This window comes from Nocardiopsis sp. B62 (assembly GCF_018070675.1).
GTDB lineage: Bacteria > Actinomycetota > Actinomycetes > Streptosporangiales > Streptosporangiaceae > Nocardiopsis > Nocardiopsis prasina.
Genome location: NZ_JAGPXK010000007.1, coordinates 71,108 through 89,777, shown reverse-complemented (window position 1 = coordinate 89,777; position 18,670 = coordinate 71,108). Strand labels below are relative to the sequence as shown.

At 72.9% G+C, this 18,670-nt stretch carries 13 protein-coding genes and 1 pseudogene; 3 read left to right on the top strand and 11 right to left on the bottom strand.

Annotated elements, in window-relative coordinates; genetic code table 11:
* Positions 1-64: 64 nt before the first annotated feature.
* Positions 65-1,027, bottom strand: coding sequence for a 30S ribosomal protein S2 (gene rpsB / locus KBX21_RS10410; RefSeq protein ID WP_049570723.1), 963 nt, complete (start codon positions 1,025-1,027; stop codon positions 65-67).
* Between the two features lie 351 nt (positions 1,028-1,378).
* Between rpsB and KBX21_RS26600 the strand changes: the two are divergent.
* Positions 1,379-1,822, top strand: a pseudogene (locus tag KBX21_RS26600) (peptidoglycan DD-metalloendopeptidase family protein); the annotation flags it as partial.
* Positions 1,823-2,272: 450 nt separating this feature from the next.
* Here the strand turns inward: KBX21_RS26600 and KBX21_RS10400 are convergent.
* The 3 genes from KBX21_RS10400 to KBX21_RS10390 all read right to left on the bottom strand — a co-directional run bounded on the left by KBX21_RS10400 (position 2,273) and on the right by KBX21_RS10390 (position 4,452).
* The gene (locus tag KBX21_RS10400) at positions 2,273-3,169 is read right to left on the bottom strand and encodes a tyrosine recombinase XerC (RefSeq protein WP_210841774.1); all 897 of its coding nucleotides are present in this window, start codon (positions 3,167-3,169) and stop codon (positions 2,273-2,275) included.
* Positions 3,166-3,525 carry a RidA family protein gene (locus KBX21_RS10395; protein WP_049570716.1) on the bottom strand — a complete coding sequence of 120 codons (360 nt, stop codon included), beginning with the start codon at positions 3,523-3,525 and terminating at the stop codon, positions 3,166-3,168. Before KBX21_RS10395 ends, KBX21_RS10400 begins: the two co-directional genes overlap by 4 nt.
* 204 nt (positions 3,526-3,729) lie before the next feature.
* A complete protein-coding gene (locus KBX21_RS10390) occupies positions 3,730-4,452 on the bottom strand; it encodes an AfsR/SARP family transcriptional regulator (RefSeq protein WP_049570788.1) in 723 nt (240 codons plus the stop codon).
* A gap of 368 nt (positions 4,453-4,820) precedes the next feature.
* Between KBX21_RS10390 and KBX21_RS10385 the strand changes: the two genes are divergently transcribed.
* The gene (locus KBX21_RS10385) at positions 4,821-6,086 is read left to right on the top strand and encodes an aspartate aminotransferase family protein (RefSeq protein ID WP_247665525.1); all 1,266 of its coding nucleotides are present in this window, start codon (positions 4,821-4,823) and stop codon (positions 6,084-6,086) included.
* Positions 6,083-7,282: an iron-containing alcohol dehydrogenase gene (locus KBX21_RS10380; RefSeq protein ID WP_049570709.1), complete on the top strand. Its 1,200-nt coding sequence runs from the start codon at positions 6,083-6,085 to the stop codon at positions 7,280-7,282. The genes KBX21_RS10385 and KBX21_RS10380 overlap by 4 nt, the downstream gene beginning before the upstream one ends.
* 158 nt (positions 7,283-7,440) lie before the next feature.
* Here the strand turns inward: KBX21_RS10380 and KBX21_RS10375 are convergent, their stop codons facing one another.
* From KBX21_RS10375 to KBX21_RS10345, 7 genes are read right to left on the bottom strand one after another with little or no spacing between them, the layout of a single operon-like run.
* Positions 7,441-8,799, bottom strand: a complete 1,359-nt coding sequence (locus tag KBX21_RS10375) for a SagB/ThcOx family dehydrogenase (protein WP_210841772.1) — start codon at positions 8,797-8,799, stop codon at positions 7,441-7,443.
* Positions 8,796-9,896 (bottom strand): thiopeptide maturation pyridine synthase, encoded by a 1,101-nt coding sequence (locus tag KBX21_RS10370; protein ID WP_210841771.1) that lies wholly within the window; start codon positions 9,894-9,896, stop codon positions 8,796-8,798. The genes KBX21_RS10375 and KBX21_RS10370 overlap by 4 nt, the downstream gene beginning before the upstream one ends.
* Positions 9,893-10,816 carry a thiopeptide-type bacteriocin biosynthesis protein gene (locus KBX21_RS10365; protein ID WP_210841770.1) on the bottom strand — a complete coding sequence of 308 codons (924 nt, stop codon included), beginning with the start codon at positions 10,814-10,816 and terminating at the stop codon, positions 9,893-9,895. The genes KBX21_RS10370 and KBX21_RS10365 overlap by 4 nt, the downstream gene beginning before the upstream one ends.
* On the bottom strand, positions 10,813-13,320 hold the full coding sequence (locus tag KBX21_RS10360) for a lantibiotic dehydratase (RefSeq protein WP_210841769.1): 2,508 nt from the start codon (positions 13,318-13,320) through the stop codon (positions 10,813-10,815). Before KBX21_RS10360 ends, KBX21_RS10365 begins: the two co-directional genes overlap by 4 nt.
* Complete coding sequence (locus tag KBX21_RS10355) at positions 13,317-14,939, bottom strand: SagB family peptide dehydrogenase (RefSeq protein WP_307869184.1); 1,623 nt, start codon at positions 14,937-14,939, stop codon at positions 13,317-13,319. Before KBX21_RS10355 ends, KBX21_RS10360 begins: the two co-directional genes overlap by 4 nt.
* Positions 14,940-14,971: 32 nt before the next feature.
* Entirely contained in the window at positions 14,972-16,849 is a 1,878-nt protein-coding gene (locus KBX21_RS10350) for a TOMM precursor leader peptide-binding protein (protein WP_049570689.1), read from the bottom strand.
* A complete protein-coding gene (locus tag KBX21_RS10345; RefSeq protein ID WP_210841767.1) occupies positions 16,846-18,654 on the bottom strand; it encodes an NAD(P)-dependent oxidoreductase in 1,809 nt (602 codons plus the stop codon). The genes KBX21_RS10350 and KBX21_RS10345 overlap by 4 nt, the downstream gene beginning before the upstream one ends.
* Positions 18,655-18,670 lie beyond the last annotated feature (16 nt).

Here is an 18,670-nt window from a genome sequence, read left to right as displayed (position 1 = left end):
GCCGCCCCGCCCGAAAAGGGCGAGGCGGCGCGCGGGAAACGGTGTCCCCGGAAGGGGCCGCTGACTACTCGGCGGTCTTGTCCTCGGCGGGGGTCTCGACCGGAGCCTCGGCGGGGGCCTGCTCGGGGGCGTCCACCGGGGAGTCCTCGGAGGTGACCTCGGCCGGAGCCTCGGCGGCGACCTCGTCGGCCGGAGCGACGGTCGGGGTCTCGTCGGGGGCCTGCTCGGCGGCGGCCTCGGCGGCAGCCGTCTCGCTCTTGCCCTCGAGGAGCTCGCGCTCCCACTCGGCCAGGGGCTCCTCGGCGGCCTTCTCCTCGGTCGCGCCGGAGGCACCGGAGCGGACCAGGAGACCGTCGGCGACGGCGTCGGCGACGACGCGGGTGAGGAGGCTGACGCTGCGGATGGCGTCGTCGTTACCCGGGATCGGGTAGTCGACCTCGTCCGGGTCGCAGTTGGTGTCGAGGATGGCGACGACCGGGATGTTCAGCTTGCGAGCCTCGCTGATCGCGATGTGCTCCTTCTTGGTGTCCACGATCCACACGGCGCTGGGCACGCGGGACATGTCGCGGATACCACCGAGGGTGCGCTCCAGCTTGTCCTTCTCACGGCGAAGGTTGAGCAGCTCCTTCTTGGTGAGGGCGGAGCCGGCGACGTCGTCGAAGTCGATCTCCTCCAGCTCCTTGAGGCGCTGGAGCCGCTTGTGCACGGTGGAGAAGTTGGTGAGCATGCCGCCCAGCCAGCGCTGGTTGACGAACGGCATGCCGACGCGGCGAGCCTGCTCGTCGATGGCCTCCTGCGCCTGCTTCTTCGTGCCGACGAACAGGATGGTGCCACCGTGGGCGACCGTCTGCTTGACGAACTCGTAGGCGCGGTCGATGTACGCCAGCGACTTCTGGAGGTCGATGATGTAGATGCCGTTGCGCTCAGTGAAGATGAAGCGCTTCATCTTGGGGTTCCAGCGACGGGTCTGGTGCCCGAAGTGGACGCCGCTCTCCAGGAGCTGGCGAATCGTCACGACTGTGGCCATGACCTGGTCCTCCTTGCGGTGGCGGAGGAGTGCTCCGCCGTCGGTTGATCCTGACGCCCCGGCCGTACCGCCACCCCGCCGAAGCGGTGTGGACCGTGGGTGCGGCCCCTCCCTGAGGAGGCGTGTGGGCGTGCGTATTGTTGGTTGGTCCAGCGGACCACGGATGATTCTATCCTCCGCGGGACACACCCCGGAACAGCTCCGTGCCCAGGCAGATCACTGGGTGAGCGCAGCTCCGCCACGGGCGGTTCCGGGGAGGCCGGTGGGGAGTGCCGACGGGTCGCGGAACGGGTTGTCCACAGATGCGGATCGGCGGTGGCGAAGTCCGGCCCCGGGGCGCACGCTGGAGGCATGAGCCCTCGCCGTGTCTGGCACCTGCTGTTGTCGCTCTCTCTCCTGCTCCTGCCGGTCCTGCCCCACCGCACCACGTCTCCAGCCGCCTTCGCCGTGTCCTCGTGGCGTTGGCCGGTGGAGCCCCCGGCCGAGGTCCTGCGTGGGTTCGACCCACCCGAACAACCCTGGTTGCCCGGCCACCGGGGTGTGGACCTGGCCGCCGAACCGGGGCAGTCGATCCACCCCGCGGGCCCGGGTCGCGTCCACTTCGCCGGTCGGGTCGCGGGCGTGGGAGTGGTGAGCGTCTCCCATGGGGACCTGCGCACCACCTACCAGCCCGTGGACGCCTCCGTCTCCCGGGGCGACCCGGTGGGCGACCAGCCCCTGGGCACCCTGTCCGCCGAGCCCCGGCACTGCCAGGACCGCCACTGCCTCCACTGGGGCCTGCTCCGCGGGTCCGCCTACCTGGACCCGCTGAGTCTCCTGGGCCGCGGGAAGGTGCGTCTCCTGCCCCTGCACCACACGGCACCGGCCGGGTGGTGCACGACGAGCGTCCGGGCCGCCGCCCCGGTCAGGCGGGCGAGGGACCGCCGGTCCCCGTCGTCACGGACCGGCCACCGGCGCCGCGTGCCCGGAGACCGTCACGAGGCTCGGGCCCGGACCCCGTCCGGGCCTCAGCGGGCAGGGGCTGCGGCAGGCAGAGGTGGGTCCCCGTCCGCTCGGCCGCTGGGGGTGGCTGCTGTGGGAGGGGTCCGTGGGCCTGTGCCCGGATCGGTGCCGGACGGGCTCGGGGATGGGCCTGCTGGTAGGCGAAGCGCAGGCTCCACGGAGACAGGCCCGTGCGCCTGTGCCCGGATCGGTGCCCGACGGCATCAGGCCCGTGCCCCTGCGCCGGATCGGTGCCGGACGGCATCAGGCGCGGGGATGGGCCTGCTGGTAGGCGGAGCGCAGGCGCTCCACGGAGACGTGGGTGTAGATCTGCGTGCTGCGCGGGCTGGAGTGGCCGAGGAACTCCTGGACACTGCGCAGGTCGGCCCCGCCGTTGAGGAGGTGGGTCGCGGCGCTGTGCCGCAGTCCGTGCGGGCCGGAGTCCACTCCGGCGGCGCGCAGGTGAGCGTGGACGTCCTCGCGTGCTTGGCGGACGCCCAGGCGCCCGCCCCTGGCACCGAGGAAGAGGGCCCCGACGGGCGTCGCGGAGACGAACTCCGGTCGGCCCCGAGCGGTCCAAGCGTCCAAGGCGTCCAGGGCCGGGGCACCCACCGGTACCGTGCGCTCCTTGTCGCCCTTGCCCAGGACCCGGACGGTGTCGCGGGAGCGGTCGATGTCGGCGGTGTCCAGGGCGCAGAGTTCGGCGACCCGGATGCCCGTGGCGTACAGCAGTTCCACCACCGCGTGGCGGCGCAGTTCCACCGGGGTCGTCGGGGTGGGGCCCTCCAACGCGGTCGCGGCCTGCTCCTCGTCCAGCACCGAGGGTAGGCCGCGCTGTTGGCGGGGGGTGGACAGGCGCGGGCCCGGGTCGGTGGCCAGGACCCCCTCGCGGTGCAGGTAGCGGGTCAGGGCGCGGACCGCCGCCACCCGTCTGGCGATCGTGGACCGGCTGGCCCCGGCCGCGCGGGCGCTGGAGAGCCAGGCGCGGACCAGGGGGACGTCGAGGTCTGCCGGTGTGCGGCCGCGCGCGTCGAGGGCCTCGACGAGGGAGGTGAGGTCGGCGAGGTAGCCGCGCACGGTGTGCGGGGAGCGACCCAGTTCGCCGGACAGGTGCGCCGAGAAGCGCTCCAGGAGCACGGCGGCGGGCTCGGGGGCGCTCAAGCGCGCTCCCGAGGCAGGCAGGCGACGGCGTCGATCTCCACGTGGAAGCGCGGGTCCACCAGTCCGCTCACCTCGACCAGCGTGGCCGCGGGCCGGTGGTCTCCGGGCAGGGAGTCCAGGAGGGCGGAGCGGAACTCGTCGAGGTCGGTGATGTGGCGGAGGTAGTAGGTCAGCTTCACCACGTGCGTCAGGTCGGCTCCGTGCCGGGCCAGGACGGCCTCCATGTTGCGGAAGATCTGCCGGGTCTGCCCGCCCGCGTCTCCCGCGACGTCGCCGTCGGGAGCAACCGGGGTCTGTCCGGAGACGAAGAGGAGCGGGCCGTCGGCCACCAGGGCGTCACTGTACGTTCTGGCCATGGTCGAACCGTACCCAGGCCCGGACGGCGGTACCCCTCGGGGCCTCGGACCCCGGGGGTGCGCGTTCCCGGGCCGGACCGCGTCCGCGACCGGGACACGGGGTCCTTCGCGGAGTCGGACCCGTGCCCCGTCGCGTCGTCGTGTGTGTGGCCGTTCAGGTGCGTAATCGGAGGTGATCCGGGACGCCCCTCCGACGGGACCCGCCTACGCGGCGCTCGGTTCCCACTGCGTGTCCAGCTCGTCGGCGGTGATGTGCAGGAGCTGGCCGTCGGCCCGCAGGATCGCCTCGTGGAGTCGCCGCAGGGGCATGGTGGGCTCCACACCGAGCTCCTGGGCGAGCCGGAGGCGGGTTCCCCGATAGATCCCCAGCGCCTCGGCCTGTCGGCCCGATCTGTACAGCGCGAGCATCAACAGGGCGAGCAGCCTCTCCCGGTACGGGTGGGAGGTGGTCAGCTCCGTCAGCTCGGGGACCAGACGGGCGTGGTGTCCTCGGTCCAGATCGATCTCGATCCGTTCCTGGTTCGTCAGCAGCCTGAGTTCCTCCAGCCGCCGAATCTCGTTCGCCACCACACCGCCGTTGGGAATATCCGAATAGGGTCTTCCCCTCCACAGCGCCATCGCGTGGCAGTACATTTCGGAGGCCTGCTGGAGATCACTCCGACCGCGCGCCCTACGGGCGAGGGCGACGGTCGTCTCGAACCTCTTCGCATCGACCTCCGCGCTACACAACTCCATGCGATAACCCGGGCCGTCCCGAACCAGACGGCCACTGTCGTCCAGTACCTTCCGCAGTCGGTGAACGTACACCTGCAGGGTGCTGCGGGCTCCGTCCGGTGGCGTCCCTTCCCAGAGGGCTTCCGCCAGCTCGTCCAGCGAGAGCCGGTGCCCTCCCTGACTCAGCAGTACGGCCAACAGACGGCGCAACATGGGGGCCCTGAGCACAATCGGAACGCCGTCCCGATAAATGACCAGTGGACCCAGAATCCCGAACTCAATCACGTCGCCTCCTGTTCGGGAAGTGCTCTACCCATCTCCGCGCATCCGGAACGGGCCAGCTTTATCACTACTTTACGTGGCAGATCATTGCCGGCGGTTACCTTCAGCACGTCATGAAAGTAGGTCGAAAGACCTGTTCGGCGCAACCGGACAGTAATCGAGCTGTAAGCGACTTACCGCATGCTGGGTGCAGCGTCGACTGAAGCCTGCCAAGAAAGAGCGAGATGAACTCTGACGGGCGACCCCCCGCTCCACCGGGATCTTCGGGAGCCTCGCCCCTGTGGCTGCCGATGACTTCGATGTCCATGTTCGAGCGAGGCGGGACCACCCTCGTGGAGGGTGAGGGCGTCCGGGTCCGGGACGAGGCCGGGAACAGCTACCTGTCCGCCACGTCCGGCCTGTGGAACGTGACCTGCGGTTGGAACCACCCCAGGATCGTCGACGCCGTCACCGAGCAGCTGCGCCGGTTCTCCTACGGGACGCTGTTCCGCTACGGCCACGACACGGCCCGGGACCTCGCCGCCCGGCTGCTGGAGATCGCGCCGGGCGACTTCGAGCGCGTCTACTTCTCCTCCTCGGGTTCCTCCGCGAACGAGACGGCCGTCAAGGTGCTGCGCCGCTACCGGAGCCTCGTGGGACAGCCAGAGCGCCGCCTGGTGGTCTCCTTCGACGCCCACTCCTGGCACGGCACCGGAATCGGCGCCATGGCCCTGACCGGCGAGGACCTGGACCAGGAGGAGTACGGGGTGGACCGCCGGTGGAACCGGCTGCTCCCCTACCCCGACCCCTTCGCCGCCGAACGCGGGCTGGGCCCCGACGAGCGGACCTGCCGTGAGGCCCTGGCCGAACTGGAGCGCACCGAGGGCGACCAGGTGGCGGCCGTCATCGTCGAGCCCATCCTGTGCTCGGGCGGTGTGCTCATGCCGCCGGACGGCTTCCTTGAGGAGGTCGCCGCCGCCACCAGGCGCATGGGTGCCCACCTGATCGTCGACGAGGTGGCCACGGGGTTCGGACGCACCGGGAGGATGTTCGCGAGCGAGCACACCGGCGTCCGCCCCGACGTGGTCACCCTGTCCAAGGGCATCAACAGCGGCTACCTCCCGCTGGCCGCCACGCTCTTCCCCGCCGAGGTGTACGAGGCCTACGAGGCCTCGGGGACCTACCTCACCCATGGGGAGACCCAGTCCGGCAACCCCGCCGCCTGTGCCGCCGCCCTCGCCACTCTCGACGTCATGGAGGACGAGAACCTGGTGGAGCGCTCCGCGAAGGCCGGAGCCCGGTTGCGACAGCACCTGGACACGCTCCTCGAACTGGACATCGTCGGTGAGGTGCGCGGCGAGGGCCTGGCCCTGGCCGTCGAACTGGTCCGGGACCCGGTGAGCCGTGAGCCCCTGTCCCCCATGGACATGGCGATGATCAGTCACCTGTGCCAGCGCAACGGGCTCCTGGTCCACCTGAGCCGCCGTTGCCTGCTCCTGTTCCCCCCGCTCGTCGTCACCGACGCCGAAGTGGACGAGATCGCGGCCCGGCTGACCGGCGCGTTGAAGGCGGTGAGGTCACGATGACCGAAGCGGGTTCCACCATCAACCCCCACTGGTGGGTGCCCACCAGGGTCGACTTCGGCGCCGGCCGTCTGGGTGACGTACCGCTGGAGATCGAACGGACCGGCCGACCGGTCGCGGTCGTGGTCGACGAACACGCGGCGACGGCCGTCCCCGGCGTCGCCCAGCTGCTGGAACGGCTCGCCCCCGAGGTGGTCGTTCGCCGCGCCGCCTCCACGCCCACCCGGCAGGAGGCCGAGGACCTGGCCAACCGCCTGCGCGCTGAGGGTGTGCGATCCGTCTGCGCGATCGGCGGCGGAACGGTGATGGACCTGGCCAAGGCGGCCGCCGCGGCGGTGGCGCTGCCCGGTCTGCTCACCGGTTGGAAGCCCGGCGGCGGGTTCGTCATGCCGGAGCCCGTCACGCGGGGCGGCCTGCCCGTGGTGGCGGTGCCGACCACGGCGGCGACCGGCAGCGAGGTGAACGCCAAGGCGAGCCTGGCCGACGGCACGGACCGCCGCTTCCTGGTCCACTGGTCCCTGTTCCCCAGGGTCGCGGTGATCGACCCGATGCTGCACACGTCCCTGCCGCCCGCACTGACCGCCGAGGGCGCGCTCGAAACGGTCGCCCGCCTCCTGGTCCCCATGGTGTCGGACCCGCCGACCACGGCCCTGCCCGACGAGGTCGCGATCGGTCAGATCAGGGCGGTCATCCCGGCCGCTGAACGGGCTCTGGCCGACGGCGACGACCTGGAGGCGCGCGGCACCATCGCGCTGGCCGCCAGCGTCAGCACGTTCACGCTGCACCAGATCGGCCGCCACCTGCACTCGTTCTGGATCTGGTACCCGACCAACACGCTCACCGCGCAGGGACTGCGCAAGGGCCCGGCCCTGGGGGTCCTGCTGACCCGGTGGGCGCGCATGGTGGTCGACGGCGACAAGCTGGCCGGGCACGCGGACCGGCTCGCCGATCTCGGTGGCCGCGCGCTGGGCCTCACGGGGACGTCCGTGACCCCGGTCGAGGTCGCGGACGCGCTGGCCGACCTCCTGCGCCGTTGGGGTTTCCCCACGGAGTTCGAGGAGCTGGGCCTGGACACCACCGCCGAGGAGCTGACCGAGCAGACGTGGCGGGCCTGGTCCGAGCCGCTGCGGCCGAGGACCCGGGAGCAGGTGCGTTCCCTCTTCGAGGGCGCCCAGGGCGGGGCGGCCCCGCGTCAGTGACGGCCGCGGCCGGTGGGCGTCCACGAGGACGACCCCCGGCGGTGGGCCGACGATCAAGGGGCCGGGCCGTTCGGGGAGTTCCCGACCGGCCCGGCCCCACGTACGCCCGGTCCCGTCGGCATCCCCCACCACCGGGACCGGGCCGTTCGCGGCACCGCCTACAGCGGCACCTCCAGCGAGGCACCGACGTGGGCGGCCACACCGATCGGCGCCACGCACATCGTGGAGGCCTCGGGCAGTTCGAGGTTGGCCTCGATGCCCGGGCCGTCGTAGGCGCACAGCGGGAAGGTCCCGAAGCCGCGGTCGGCCGCGACCAGGGCCGCCGCCTGGAGTGAGACGCCGATCGCCACCGCCCCCACCCGGAGGGCACCGGCGCCGTGTTCGCGCACCAGTTCGGGCAGTTGCAGGACCGGGACGACCACGCCCGCCAGTGACAGGTTGAGCCGGTGTCCCGGCGCCCCGATCCGGGTGGCCACTCTCGGGTCCTTGGGCGGGACCAGCCTGCCGTGCCCGCCCAGCGGGCCCAGCACGGAGTCGACCGCTTCAGCCACGGGCGCCAGGTCCTCGGCGGAGGGCGGGGGCGCCACGAACCCGCCGACGGGGCTGCGACGGCGCTGCATGGCCCGGTCCGGGTCGCGGGGCATGGTGATCTCGCCGAACTCCAGCTCCGGCCCGGGCTCGGAGCGGCGGGCCGCCCGCAGGACGTCCTGCGGGTAGCGGTCCGGGACCGGCGGGATCCGGACGGGCGCCGGGTCGCTGGCGGGCGTCACCGTGCTGGTCGGGCCGACCGTGACCACCGCGAAGGCGATCTCGGTCTCGTCGCCCAGGTCCAGGATGTGCTCGATCTCGTCGTCGACGAACGCCAGCCGGGGCGTGCACTCCCAGTCCAGGCTGCGCCCCGCGATCAGCAGCTGCGCCAGCGTGTGGCCGGTGTCCAGCAGGTGCAGCCGGTGCGCGAACTTGCCGTACCGGCCCGTGGTGCGCTCCAGCCGGGTCGTCAGCACGATGGTGAGGTCGGAGACCGCGCCGCCCAGGGCCCGCGCCAGGCGCGGCCGGGGGTCCTCGGTGGTGACCTGGGTCAGCCCGTGGTGGACCGGGTTGTAGCGGTGCGCGCCGACCGGCAGTCCGGACTCCCCGCCAGAGAGCAGCCACAGGTCCACCGGGTAGGCCGCGCCGCCGCTGGCGACCAGGCGCAGCAGGGTGGTCATCACGTGCTGCTCGTCGAACCCCCATCCGGGGGCGCCGGTGGGCAGGAACGCCCGCGCTCCCGAGACGGTCAGGAACCGGTGCCGGGCGAGTCCGTTGCCGGTGGCCAGCATGCGTGAGATGCGGTCGACGGGCCCGTCGGGGCCGTGACCGGGGCGGGGCAGGGCGTGCTCGGCCACACCGGGCCGCCCGGCCCTCGTCGGGTACAGCTGGTACGCCCCCGACACCTGGGGCAGTTCGCGGTCGGCCAGGTACGCCAGGACGGTGTCCCGGTCGGCGTCGGTCGCGGTCGTGCGCTCGGCCGTGCTCATGAGTGCCCTTCTACGAGTTCGGTCGCGCCCGAGGCCACCATCGCCACGGCGTCGACCCCACAGGCCTGCTCCACCGCGTCGGCGACGACGTGGCAGTACAGGAAACGGTCCACCGGGCGGACGCCGATGCGCGCCAGGTGCAGGTACAGGAGATTGAGCGCCACCCGGTAGCGCAGGAACCAGGGTGCCTCGCGCAGGGTCCGCTCGAAGTCGCCGGAGCCGCGCAGGGTCCGGTGGAAGTCGCTGTGGCGGGTCTGTTCCTCCGTGGCGTCGCCCCCCTCGGCTCCCCCGCCGTTCGCGATCGGCCCGTCGAGGTCGAGTCGGCCGTCGGCGAGCAGGGGGCGGGCGTCGTCGGCGGCCCGCACGAGTTCGCGGCCCACGGTGACGGTGAGTTCGTCCAGGTGGGCGGTGGCCCCTTCGGCGTGCGCCCGCACCCTCTGGACGAGGGGCTCGCGCAGCCTGGCGGAACGTTCGTCGAACAGCGCGCGGACGGCTCGGGGGTCGGGGCTGCCCATGATGTGCGCCTCGGCGTGGGAGCGGTAGGAGACGAATCCGCGTTCGAGGTAGCCGCCCACCTCCTGGGCCATGATCAGCATGAGGTCGACGACGTGGGTGCTGAGCGAGGGGCCCTCGCCCACGGCCATGGTGAGCGCCGCGTCACTGGTGCGCTGGTGGAACCCCTCGAACAGCGCGACGGCGTCGTGGGTGCCGAGCACGTGCAGCCGGGGGTCGTGCGGCTCCTCCTCGACCGTGTTGTCGGGCTGCTGCGGCTCCAGCGGCCCGTACTCCCGTTCGCGTTCGGCGAGCAGCCGGTAGGTCTCACGCAGGGTTGCCGGGTCGATCACCGTGGTGGAGGGGTGGGCGGCCAGGGCCGCCTCCAGATGGCGTCGTGCCGCGGGGCGTACGATCCCCTCCCATGCGGCCTCGTCGGCGTCCACGACGATCCGCAGGTGCGGGCCTCGGCGCCAGTGCCGCGCCCAGTACGCGGGCAGGCCCTCGGCCGTCAGTTCAGCGAGCAGGGGGCGTACCCCGGCCCTCAGCAGGGGCGCGGGGTCGGCGTCGTGGTAGGCGACCCGGAGTCGCCGGGCGGCGGTCACGACCGCACCGTCACGGTGTCGGCCAGGGCCAGCCTGAGCAGTTCCATCACCAGTGCTTCCCGTTCCATGTGAACCCCGAGGCGGTTGTTGTGCATGTGCAGCGCGGACAGGGTCGCCATCCCCCGGTCCAGGTGGGCGAGTCCGTCGGGCGCGGCCCCCTCGGCCGGTTCCAGCAGGCCCCGCGCCTCCACGTCGGCCAACCCCTCCTGGAGCCGCTGGCAGGCCCCGAGCCACTCCCCCTCGCCGCCACTGGGCGAGGCGGTCAGGGCGTGCCGGACGAGATGGCGGACGCGGTCCCCGGACCGCTGCCAGGACTGGTCGACGACCCGCTGCCACTGGGCGCCGATCTGCTCACCGATCCAGCGGCCAACCATGTGGTCCACGAACCGGTTGACCCAGTCCGCGTCGCCGACCGTCGCCAGCCCGCTTGCCATGCACCACACTGCGCGGGCCACCGGGTCGGTGGGGGTGCCGACGTAGGCCAGGGCGTCGCGGCTGGACGCGGTGAAGAACTCCTCAACGTGTTCCATGGCCGCGGGGCCGCCGTACAGCTCCGTCTCGGGCCGGTACGACTCCCAGGTGAGGGTGTTGTCCGGGAGGATGTCGGCCCCGGCCTCGTCGCCGGGGTTGCCGATCAGGTCGGCGAGCCGCTGGAAGTCGGCCGGGTCCGCCTCGACGCGTGAGGGCCGCTGTGCGACCAGGTCCCCGAACCGGCTCCGGACCTCCTCGCGCGCGGTCTCGCGGTCGTCGGGGTCGGGCACCCACAGGCGGAACCTGACGTGCGGTCCACCGGTCCAGTAGCGGACGTAGAACCAGTGCGGCGCCCTGTCCCCCAGCGACCGCACGGTCGGCGCCACGACGGAGGTGATCACCACCGCCGGGTCCTGGTGGTAGTAGCAGTGGGCCGTGATCCAGCTCATCGGCGCTCCCCCGGTAGTTCGACGGCGTACTCCACGACCCGGCCTGAGCCGAACACGTCCGGCGCGGCCTCCTGGAACAGCAGCAGGTCCCGTCCCTTGGACAGCCGGGCCAGCTCCTCGACCCCCCACCAGGAGCACAGGTCCAGCGGGCGCGGCTTGCGGTCCTTGGCCTTCTCCATGACCCGCTCGGTGGTGTCGACGACATCGGCGGCCCGCGCGAAGACGACGTCGGGCAGCCCCAGGTCCCGGACCCGGCGGCGCACGCGGGTGAAGCGGTCGAAGTCGTCCCCCTCGCCCAGGTCCAGCTCCGCTCGGGGCACGATCCAGCTCCGGCGTTCCATGAGGACCCCGCCGACCCGCAGGCGCGGCAGGACCGACACCTCGGACGGTTTCGGGTTGACGTACAGCGCGCGGGCCCGCCCCACCAGCGCCCACGCCTCGGACATGGGGGTGGTCAGGTCGAGGAGGAAGCGCAACACGGGTGGGAACCAGAACCGGCCCATGGTCCCCCGGTGGACGAGCTCCACCGGGCGGTCGCCCGGTCGCCACCACAGCGTCGGGACACCGGCCGGGTCCAGCCGGATCTCCAGGTCCGCCGGGCGGACCCGCCGCTCCGGAGGCCGGGAGGGGACGCACCCGGGCCAGACCAGTTCGTGGGAGGCGTGAGGCGCCACCCGATTGAGGGAGCTGCGGAACAGGCCCGCCACCTCGACCAGGAGTGGCCCGTCACCGCCCCGGTCCTCGTACGGGCCGGGCGGCTCCGACCAGCGGCGCACCCGGGAGCCCGCGGTCTCGTGCCCCGGAGCGGACGCGTTGAACGCGAGGGACCCGTCAGCCAGGGGCTGGAGGAACAGGGTGGTGGGGTGGTCCTGGGGCAGCCAGTCGGGACCGGCGTCCAACAGCTGGTCCAGGGCTCCGGTGTCCGCGTCGAAGGCGGGATCGCCGCCGTCCGGCGGGGAGAGGAGCCCGAGCAGTCCGGTCTGGAACCGGCGCAGCTCCTCGACACGGGGCACCCCGGTGTCGGCCAGGTGGAAGGGGTTGTCACGCAGCGCGTGGAGGACCGTGTCGGGGGCACCCTCCGAGGCGTTCGCCGGAGCGGCCTCGTTCCAGGCCAGCCAGGCCTCCATCAGGCCCACACGGGCGGTGGTCCCGAAGCGGCGTCCGAGCAGCTCCGCGATGGCCAGTCGGCCGGGCAGGGCCCCGTCGAACACCGACACCAGGCGCCGGACCCGGTGCAGGTCGCGGTCGAACGCCGACCAGTCCGGGGTTCGGGGCGCGGTGGTCCAGCCGGGCAGCACGTCCTCGTAACAGAGGTACTTGCCCGGGATCAGGGAGGGGTCGCCCCCGGCCTCGGTCAGCGCCTCGCCGACCGTCGAGCGCAGACGTCCCAGGGAGAGCCACCGGTCAGCGGGTGTATCGGCGGACTCGACCTCGCCCGCGGCCCCGCCGACCCGTCTCACCGGGGAGGCCTCCGGCAGACCGAGGCGGTCGGCCACGTCGGTCAGACGGTCCCGGGTCTGGTCGGGCACGCCGAGGTCGCTCTGGAGGAGACCGGCTCTGACCAGTTGGCCGAGCATCGACTCGGCCTCGGCTGCGGCCGCGCCGAACTCGGAGGTGAGGAACCCGGCGAGGTCGGCCGGGGAGGCGCCGTCCTCGGCCCGCCGGGCGAGCGCGAGCAACCACGGGCGGGCGGGCACGCCCACGCAGCGCCCGTCAGCGTGCACGACCATGGCGCGCTCGCCCATGACGGTCAGGGTCGGGTTGGTCCGCAGGAACAGCGGCCCGCGCCCGGTGACCAGCAGGCGCTCCAGCTGGAACTCGACCTCGGCGTTGAGTTCCAGGTGCCGGGAGAGCCGGTCCGGCGCCGGGACCTGGACGGCCTCCGTGGCCCCGCCCTCCAGCCCGGCACCGTCGCCGTCGGGCAGCGGTCCGGCGGTGGTCAGGGTGGAGAAGGGGCTGGTCTTCAGCGCGGTCCGCAGGACGTAGTTGACCACCCGTCGGCGGGTGTTGAGGTGTTCGGAGGCACTCGCAGGGCCGGAGAGCCAGGCCTCGACGTCGGGGTACAGGGCGTCGCTGGCCATCGCCAGGGCGCGGCGGAAGTCCTCGTCCCGGACGAGGTCGGCCAGCCGTTGTTCGGCCGCCGACGTCTCGGTGCGGTAGGCCTCGCGGGCCTCCTCCCAGCCCCGGTCCAGCGCCTCGTGGTCGGAGACCAACCGCGCGTGGAGTCCGCGCGCCGGTCCGGACAACCGGGCCATCGCCGCCTCCGACAACGCCTTGGGTGCCCGACCGTTGTGGACGGCCCGGCGGCAGGCCAGCAGCGCGCGGCGGACGGCGCGGTCCTCACAGCCGCCCACCGCCGCGTGGATCAGGTCCGCCAGTTCCTCGCCCCTGCGGGTCAGGTCGCCCCGGAGGGCGTCGAGTTCGCCGAGGCGGCGGGCGGTGTCGGGCAGTTCGCCGACCCGCGCGCTGCCACTGGGCAGCCCCGCTACGCGTGCAACGATCAAGGCCGCACCCTCGTCCCCAGGTGCCAGGGCGCGTTGGGCTCGCCCAGTACCAGAAGAAACACCGGAATCTCCCGTTCGCCGTCGAGCCCCAGCAGGCGGGCGCACTCGTCGGCGTCGTAGCTGTTGGTCACCCGGGCGGACAGACCGTGCGCGGCCGCGGCCAGGGAGACCCGCTGCGCCACCACTCCGGTGAGCAGCTGGGTCGCGCGGAAGGCACGCCTCGGGTGGTGTTCGAGCAGGCGCTCGGTGTCGGCGGTGACGGCCACCATCAGCGGCGCGGTCCGCGCGTTGATCTCCGTCCGCCACACGTCCATGGCCTGGAAGGGGGGACGCAGGTCGCCGTGGCTCACGGTGCGCAGGGCGCCGTCCACGAGCCGGTAGTGGCCCTGCGGCAGGTCGGTGACCGCACCGGCGATCACGTGCACCCCCACCTCGGGCGGGGCCGTCTCGTGCCAGAGGTCGTCGGCGGTCGGTCGGACCGCGTCGAGGAGGAGGTCGGCCACGACCCCCAACGGCACCGGCTTCGCGGCGGGCAGGAACACGTCGGGCCCGGAGTCGCGGCGGACCACCGCCGCCCCGGTGTCCGTGCCGCTCTCCCGCCGCAGCGGTGCCAGCGGCAGGTCGGGGTCCGAACCCGGCGCCGCGGCTTCGGCTCCGACCAGCGGGGTGCTGACGGGCGCCTTCACCGGCTCCAGTTCCGCCGGGTCGTTCAGTCGCGAGGCCCGTTCCGCGGCGAGGGTCCGGTAGCTGAGCGCCGGTTCGATTCCGTTGCCGCCCGCGACCGGGACCACGGTCCGTCTCGGCGGCACCGGAGCGGCCGTGCGGTGACCGGGTTCGGTCGGAGCCTGCGCGCCGTCCCACAGGGGCAGGACCGCCAGGACCGACTCGGAGTCGTCGTCCGGCAGCGCGAGCAGCCGGGCGACGGCCTCGTCGAGGAACCGGAGCCGTGCGTGACCGCCCAGGCCGAGAGCCGAGGCCACCACCTGGAGGTTGCCGAGGACGAGCCCCGCCTCTTGGGTGACCAGCCGGTAGGCGTAGTTCCGGTACCGGAAGGCGGTCTTGCCCAGCCTGGCCGTGACGATCAGCACGGTCCGGGCGCCGTCGAGCTCCGCCGCTGCGGCTGCGGCCAGGTCGGACAGTCCGACGTCGTCGCGCAGCTCGGAGAGTTCGTGGTGGGCCGGGTCGTAGCGGTGGACGCCGCCCGGCGCGGCGTCCGACCACACCGACAGCTCGACCGGGTAGAAGCAGCGCGCCGAGGCCACCGTACGGTGCCACGGCCACTCCACCTGCGGGCCGATGTCCATGCGGGAGAAGCCGTAGCCGTAGAACAGCAGCTCGCCCAGTCGTTCCAGGTCCGAACCGTGGTCGGGGCCGGACCCGCCGGGGCCGGCTCCGGGACGCGTGTGCTCGTCCCGGAGCGCGGCCCCGAGCGGACCGATCCGGTGCCGCGGCCCGGTGGGAAGCGGGAACCTGCGCCGTGGCTCGGCGGGGAGGGTGAACAGCGGGGGGCGGGCGGGGTCGTCGAGCCCGCCCTGCCCCTCCGCGTGGATCGCCTGCCACCGGTAGTGCACGTCGTACAGGTACTCCCGCACCAGGGTCGCGTCATCGTCGTCGGTCACGGGTACCGCCGTCGGGTTCGGGTGCGTGTCCGTCATGGGAACGGGTGCGGGTCGGGGTTCACGTCGTCGAAGCCCTCCTTCGCCGCCGCCGCGAACACCCGGTCGAGTCCGCGCACACGGCGGAACCTGTTGCCGAAGGTCATCGGCAGCATCCCCGGAACGATCACCTTCACGCAGAACAGACCGCCCGCCCGGTGCTCGGGAGTGGTCTGGTCCACCACCAGCACCTCCAGGCCGTGCTGCCGCAGACGCTCGACGGTGTCGTTGAGCAGCGCCTCCAGGTCGGTGGGCCCGTCGGTGTGCAGCCTCGGGTCGGGCTCGGCCATCTCCCGCTTGGGCCCGTCGAACAGGAACGCCAACCGGTCCTGCGCCTCCGGCCTGCCGTTGAGCTGGCTGTGGTGCAGCATCGAGGTGCACAGGTCGGGGTCGTCGACCATGCGCCGGGCGAGGTCCTGCACGTCGTCGGGCTCGTCCTGGTGCTGGGCGATGATCGGGGCCAGCTCCAGGAGCCCGGCCGCCACCGCGTCCTCCATGTCGAAGTGCGAGGCCGCCGCGCACAGGAAGCGGGCGTGACCGTCGCGCTCCTGCTCGTCGACGACGCCCACCCACACGCTGGGGATGCCGTGCTCGGTGGTGGTGTCCCAGGCGTGCGCCGTGTACCCGGTCAGCCGCTCGATGCGCTCAAGCAGGAGCGGGACGGTGGTCCCCTTGGCCGTGCTGAGGTCGATCTCGGCCGGGGTGCGGCGCGAGTACCAGGTCATCAGGAACGCGTCGCGCTCGATGACCTCCATCAGCCCGTGCAGGATCGTCTCCGGCATGGAACCGCCGACGGCGCAGCCGTTGGACACCTCGTACAGGAACCGGGGACGGTCCGGGCGCACCAGCCGGGTGCGGTAGTAGGCGTAGGTCTCGGGCACGAGGACGGGCCTGTCATGGGTGAGGGACCTGCCCCAGACCCAGTCCAGCTCAGACTCCTCGGTCCACCGTTGGCACGGGAAGCCCTCCTCGTCGTAGCGGTGCTCGTCGTGCAGGCCGAGCCGTCGCAGGTCGAGGGCCTCAGGGAGGTCCTTGTAGGCACCCGTGACCACACTGCGGTGACCCGACGGGCTCATCCCGCCCCAGCGCTCGACCGCCTCGGCCACGGCGGCGGTGCCCGACTCCCGGTAGGAGGGGGTACGGCCGATGCCCTGCTCGATGTCGGTCGAGTTCCGCAGGCCCAGCGGCGCGGTCATGTTCGGGAACACGCCGCCGCCGTACTTGAAGAGGGTGCGTACGAGGCCGACGTCCCGGTCCACGTAGGTGGGGAGGAAGGACGCGTCGTCCACGAGGGACTTGGTCCGCATGGAACCCGGTTTGTGGGACAGCGAGGGGCTCGGAACGAGTGTCCCGGTGTCCTCGGGGCTGTCCTCGGGCAGCGCACCGCACACGGCGCACAGCGGGTCCGGCAGGAGCACCGCACGACGCACGCCGAGGCCGATCAGCCGGACCACCATGACCGACCGCCGCTCGGAGGTGTCCTGGTCCCGGTCCAGCTCGACCAGCCTGCCAGCGACCTCGGCAGCGAACTCCGCGTGCAGGTGGGTCAGCGCGGGCGGCGCCCACCTTCGGAGCCGCTCCGGGTCCCGGCGGTCGATCTCGGCCATCGGCTCCGGGAACTCCCGGGCCAACAGCAGACGCGACTCCAGGCACTCGGGGCACCCGGGGCGGTCCTCACGCACCACCGGCCCGACGTAGAGCCGGTCCCGACGCGCGAGCACCGGCAGCACCGGCCCGCTCCCGGCGGGGATCTCCGGCAGGACACCGTCCTCACCGACCACCACCGTGTACTCCGGCGGGACCACGGCCCTGAGCGCCTCGGCCAGGACACCGGTTCCCACCACGGTGGGGGCGGCCGTCAACGACTCGGTCACAGCTCCACCACCCTCACCAGGTGCGGCGTCGCCGTCCGCAGAGCGGGCTCGCCGTCCAGTTCCACGACCCCGAGCCGGTGCCCGCGCGCGGCCAACAGCTTGACCGCGCCCTCGGACGTCAGCAGGTGGCCGGTCAGCGGGGCAGCCGAACCCTCGGGTTCGGGCACGCGTTCCGGTCGTGGAGGCGTCGTGACGGGGTTCTCACCGCACTGCACGGAGGTCGTGGCGCGGATGACGGCCAGCGAGGCGGCGGACGCCAGGTCCGGGCCTGAGGCGCGCGTCAGCGGCCCGGCGTCGGAGGCGGCGAGGACCGTCGGCAGCTCGGCGTCCAGCTGGAAGAGGCGGACGCTCGACTGCGCGAGCAGTTCCAGTCGGCGCAGCTGTTCACCGACGAGTTCGGGGAGGTCGTCCCGGCCGATCAGCGGAGCCCGCTCGGGGACGGGCACGACCCGCTCCGCCGCGTAGTCGAGCACCGCCTGGGAGAGCGCGGACTCACGGTCGAGCGCCGCTCCGATACCGGGGACGTGGGAGTCGGTGATTTCCACCGGCTTGACCACGGGGCCGGTCTCACCGCTGACGAGGTCCCGGGCCGGTCCGCTCGCCGGATGGGCGGCGGCCAGGCGGCCGAGGGCGGCCAGGGTGGCACCGTGCCGGGCCTCCACGAAGGCGTCGGCCACGCCGAGGACGTCGGTGGTCTGACCGCCCTTCACCAGGCGGGCCACGGCGACGCGCAGCGGCAGCTGCTCCGGGTGCTCCTCGATCTCCAGGAGCGGTCCGGTGAGCGGGTCGAACAGTTCGGCGGCGGCGTGGGAGAACGCCTCGCTGTCGATCGTCACCCGCGGGTCCTCGCTGACGGGGGCCGTCGCCGCGCCCACCGGCAGCACGCGCCCGGTCTGGGACTCCAGGGTCTCCAGGTCGATGCGCTCCACCTCCCCGGAGACCGGCGCGGGGTAGGCGCCCGTCACGGCGCGGAAGGCCGCGAACAGCGCGGTGTTGGCGGGCACGCCCACGGCGGGTCCGCGCAACCAGGTCGAGGGTCCGGCGGGAAGGGTGCCGGTGTCGGTCAGGCGCGCCTTGGCGTCGGCCCAACCGGCCGCACCGCCCGGGATCGGGCCCACCCACGCCGAGTCGCGGGTCACAAGGACCGGCAGGAGCGGAGCCGTACAGGCCTCCGCCACGGTGTCGATGAGCGCCGGGTCCTCGGTCAGCACGACCACGAAGTCCGCGGCGGACACGCTCGCGGCGAGGTCGGACGCCGGGGTCTCGACGAGTTCGAGGGTGGGGTCCTCCTCCCGCAGCGCGGCGAGGTCTGCGGCGCGCGCGGCCCGGGCGTCGGCGTCGTCGCTGGGGTCGACGACCTCAACACGGCTACAGCCCAGGTGCCAGGCGGCGCGGGCGGCGGAGTCGGCGAGCGGGGCGTTGCCCACGACGACCATGCGGGTGCCACGCCAGGTCTGGAACCGCGCCGGGCCGGAGTCGCACCGGAAGTCGACGTAGGCGATCTCCGCCTGGTAGCGCTTGAGCTCCGTCTCGGTCAGCGTGTGCGGCAGGTCATCGCTGACGTCGCGGACGAATCCGTTGCGTTCGAGCAGCCCCACCAGGTCGAGGGCCATCTTCTGGTGGGCGGGCGACAACCCAGAGGTCAGGTCCTCGAGCGGAACGGAACCGTCCAGGCTCGGCGCGAGCAGTTCCACCCACTGATAGATCGCCCCACCACGCAGTGTCACTGACCGTGCGCTGTCGATGATGAAGGCCCCGTCCGCGGTCGGGACGTAGTAGACATCTGGCCGGAGTTTCGGTCGCATCCGCGCCCTTCTCTTC

Excerpts from the sequence above, each read along its gene's own strand:
- rpsB (WP_049570723.1), bottom strand. The coding sequence starts at position 1,027 with ATGGCCACAGTCGTGACGATTCGCCAGCTCCTGGAGAGCGGCGTCCAC.
- KBX21_RS10395 (WP_049570716.1), bottom strand. The coding sequence starts at position 3,525 with ATGGCCAGAACGTACAGTGACGCCCTGGTGGCCGACGGCCCGCTCCTC.
- KBX21_RS10390 (WP_049570788.1), bottom strand. The coding sequence starts at position 4,452 with ATGTTGCGCCGTCTGTTGGCCGTACTGCTGAGTCAGGGAGGGCACCGG.
- KBX21_RS10385 (WP_247665525.1), top strand. The coding sequence starts at position 4,821 with ATGTCCATGTTCGAGCGAGGCGGGACCACCCTCGTGGAGGGTGAGGGC.
- KBX21_RS10380 (WP_049570709.1), top strand. The coding sequence starts at position 6,083 with ATGACCGAAGCGGGTTCCACCATCAACCCCCACTGGTGGGTGCCCACC.
- KBX21_RS10375 (WP_210841772.1), bottom strand. The coding sequence starts at position 8,799 with ATGAGCACGGCCGAGCGCACGACCGCGACCGACGCCGACCGGGACACC.
- KBX21_RS10365 (WP_210841770.1), bottom strand. The coding sequence starts at position 10,816 with ATGAGCTGGATCACGGCCCACTGCTACTACCACCAGGACCCGGCGGTG.
- KBX21_RS10345 (WP_210841767.1), bottom strand. The coding sequence starts at position 18,654 with ATGCGACCGAAACTCCGGCCAGATGTCTACTACGTCCCGACCGCGGAC.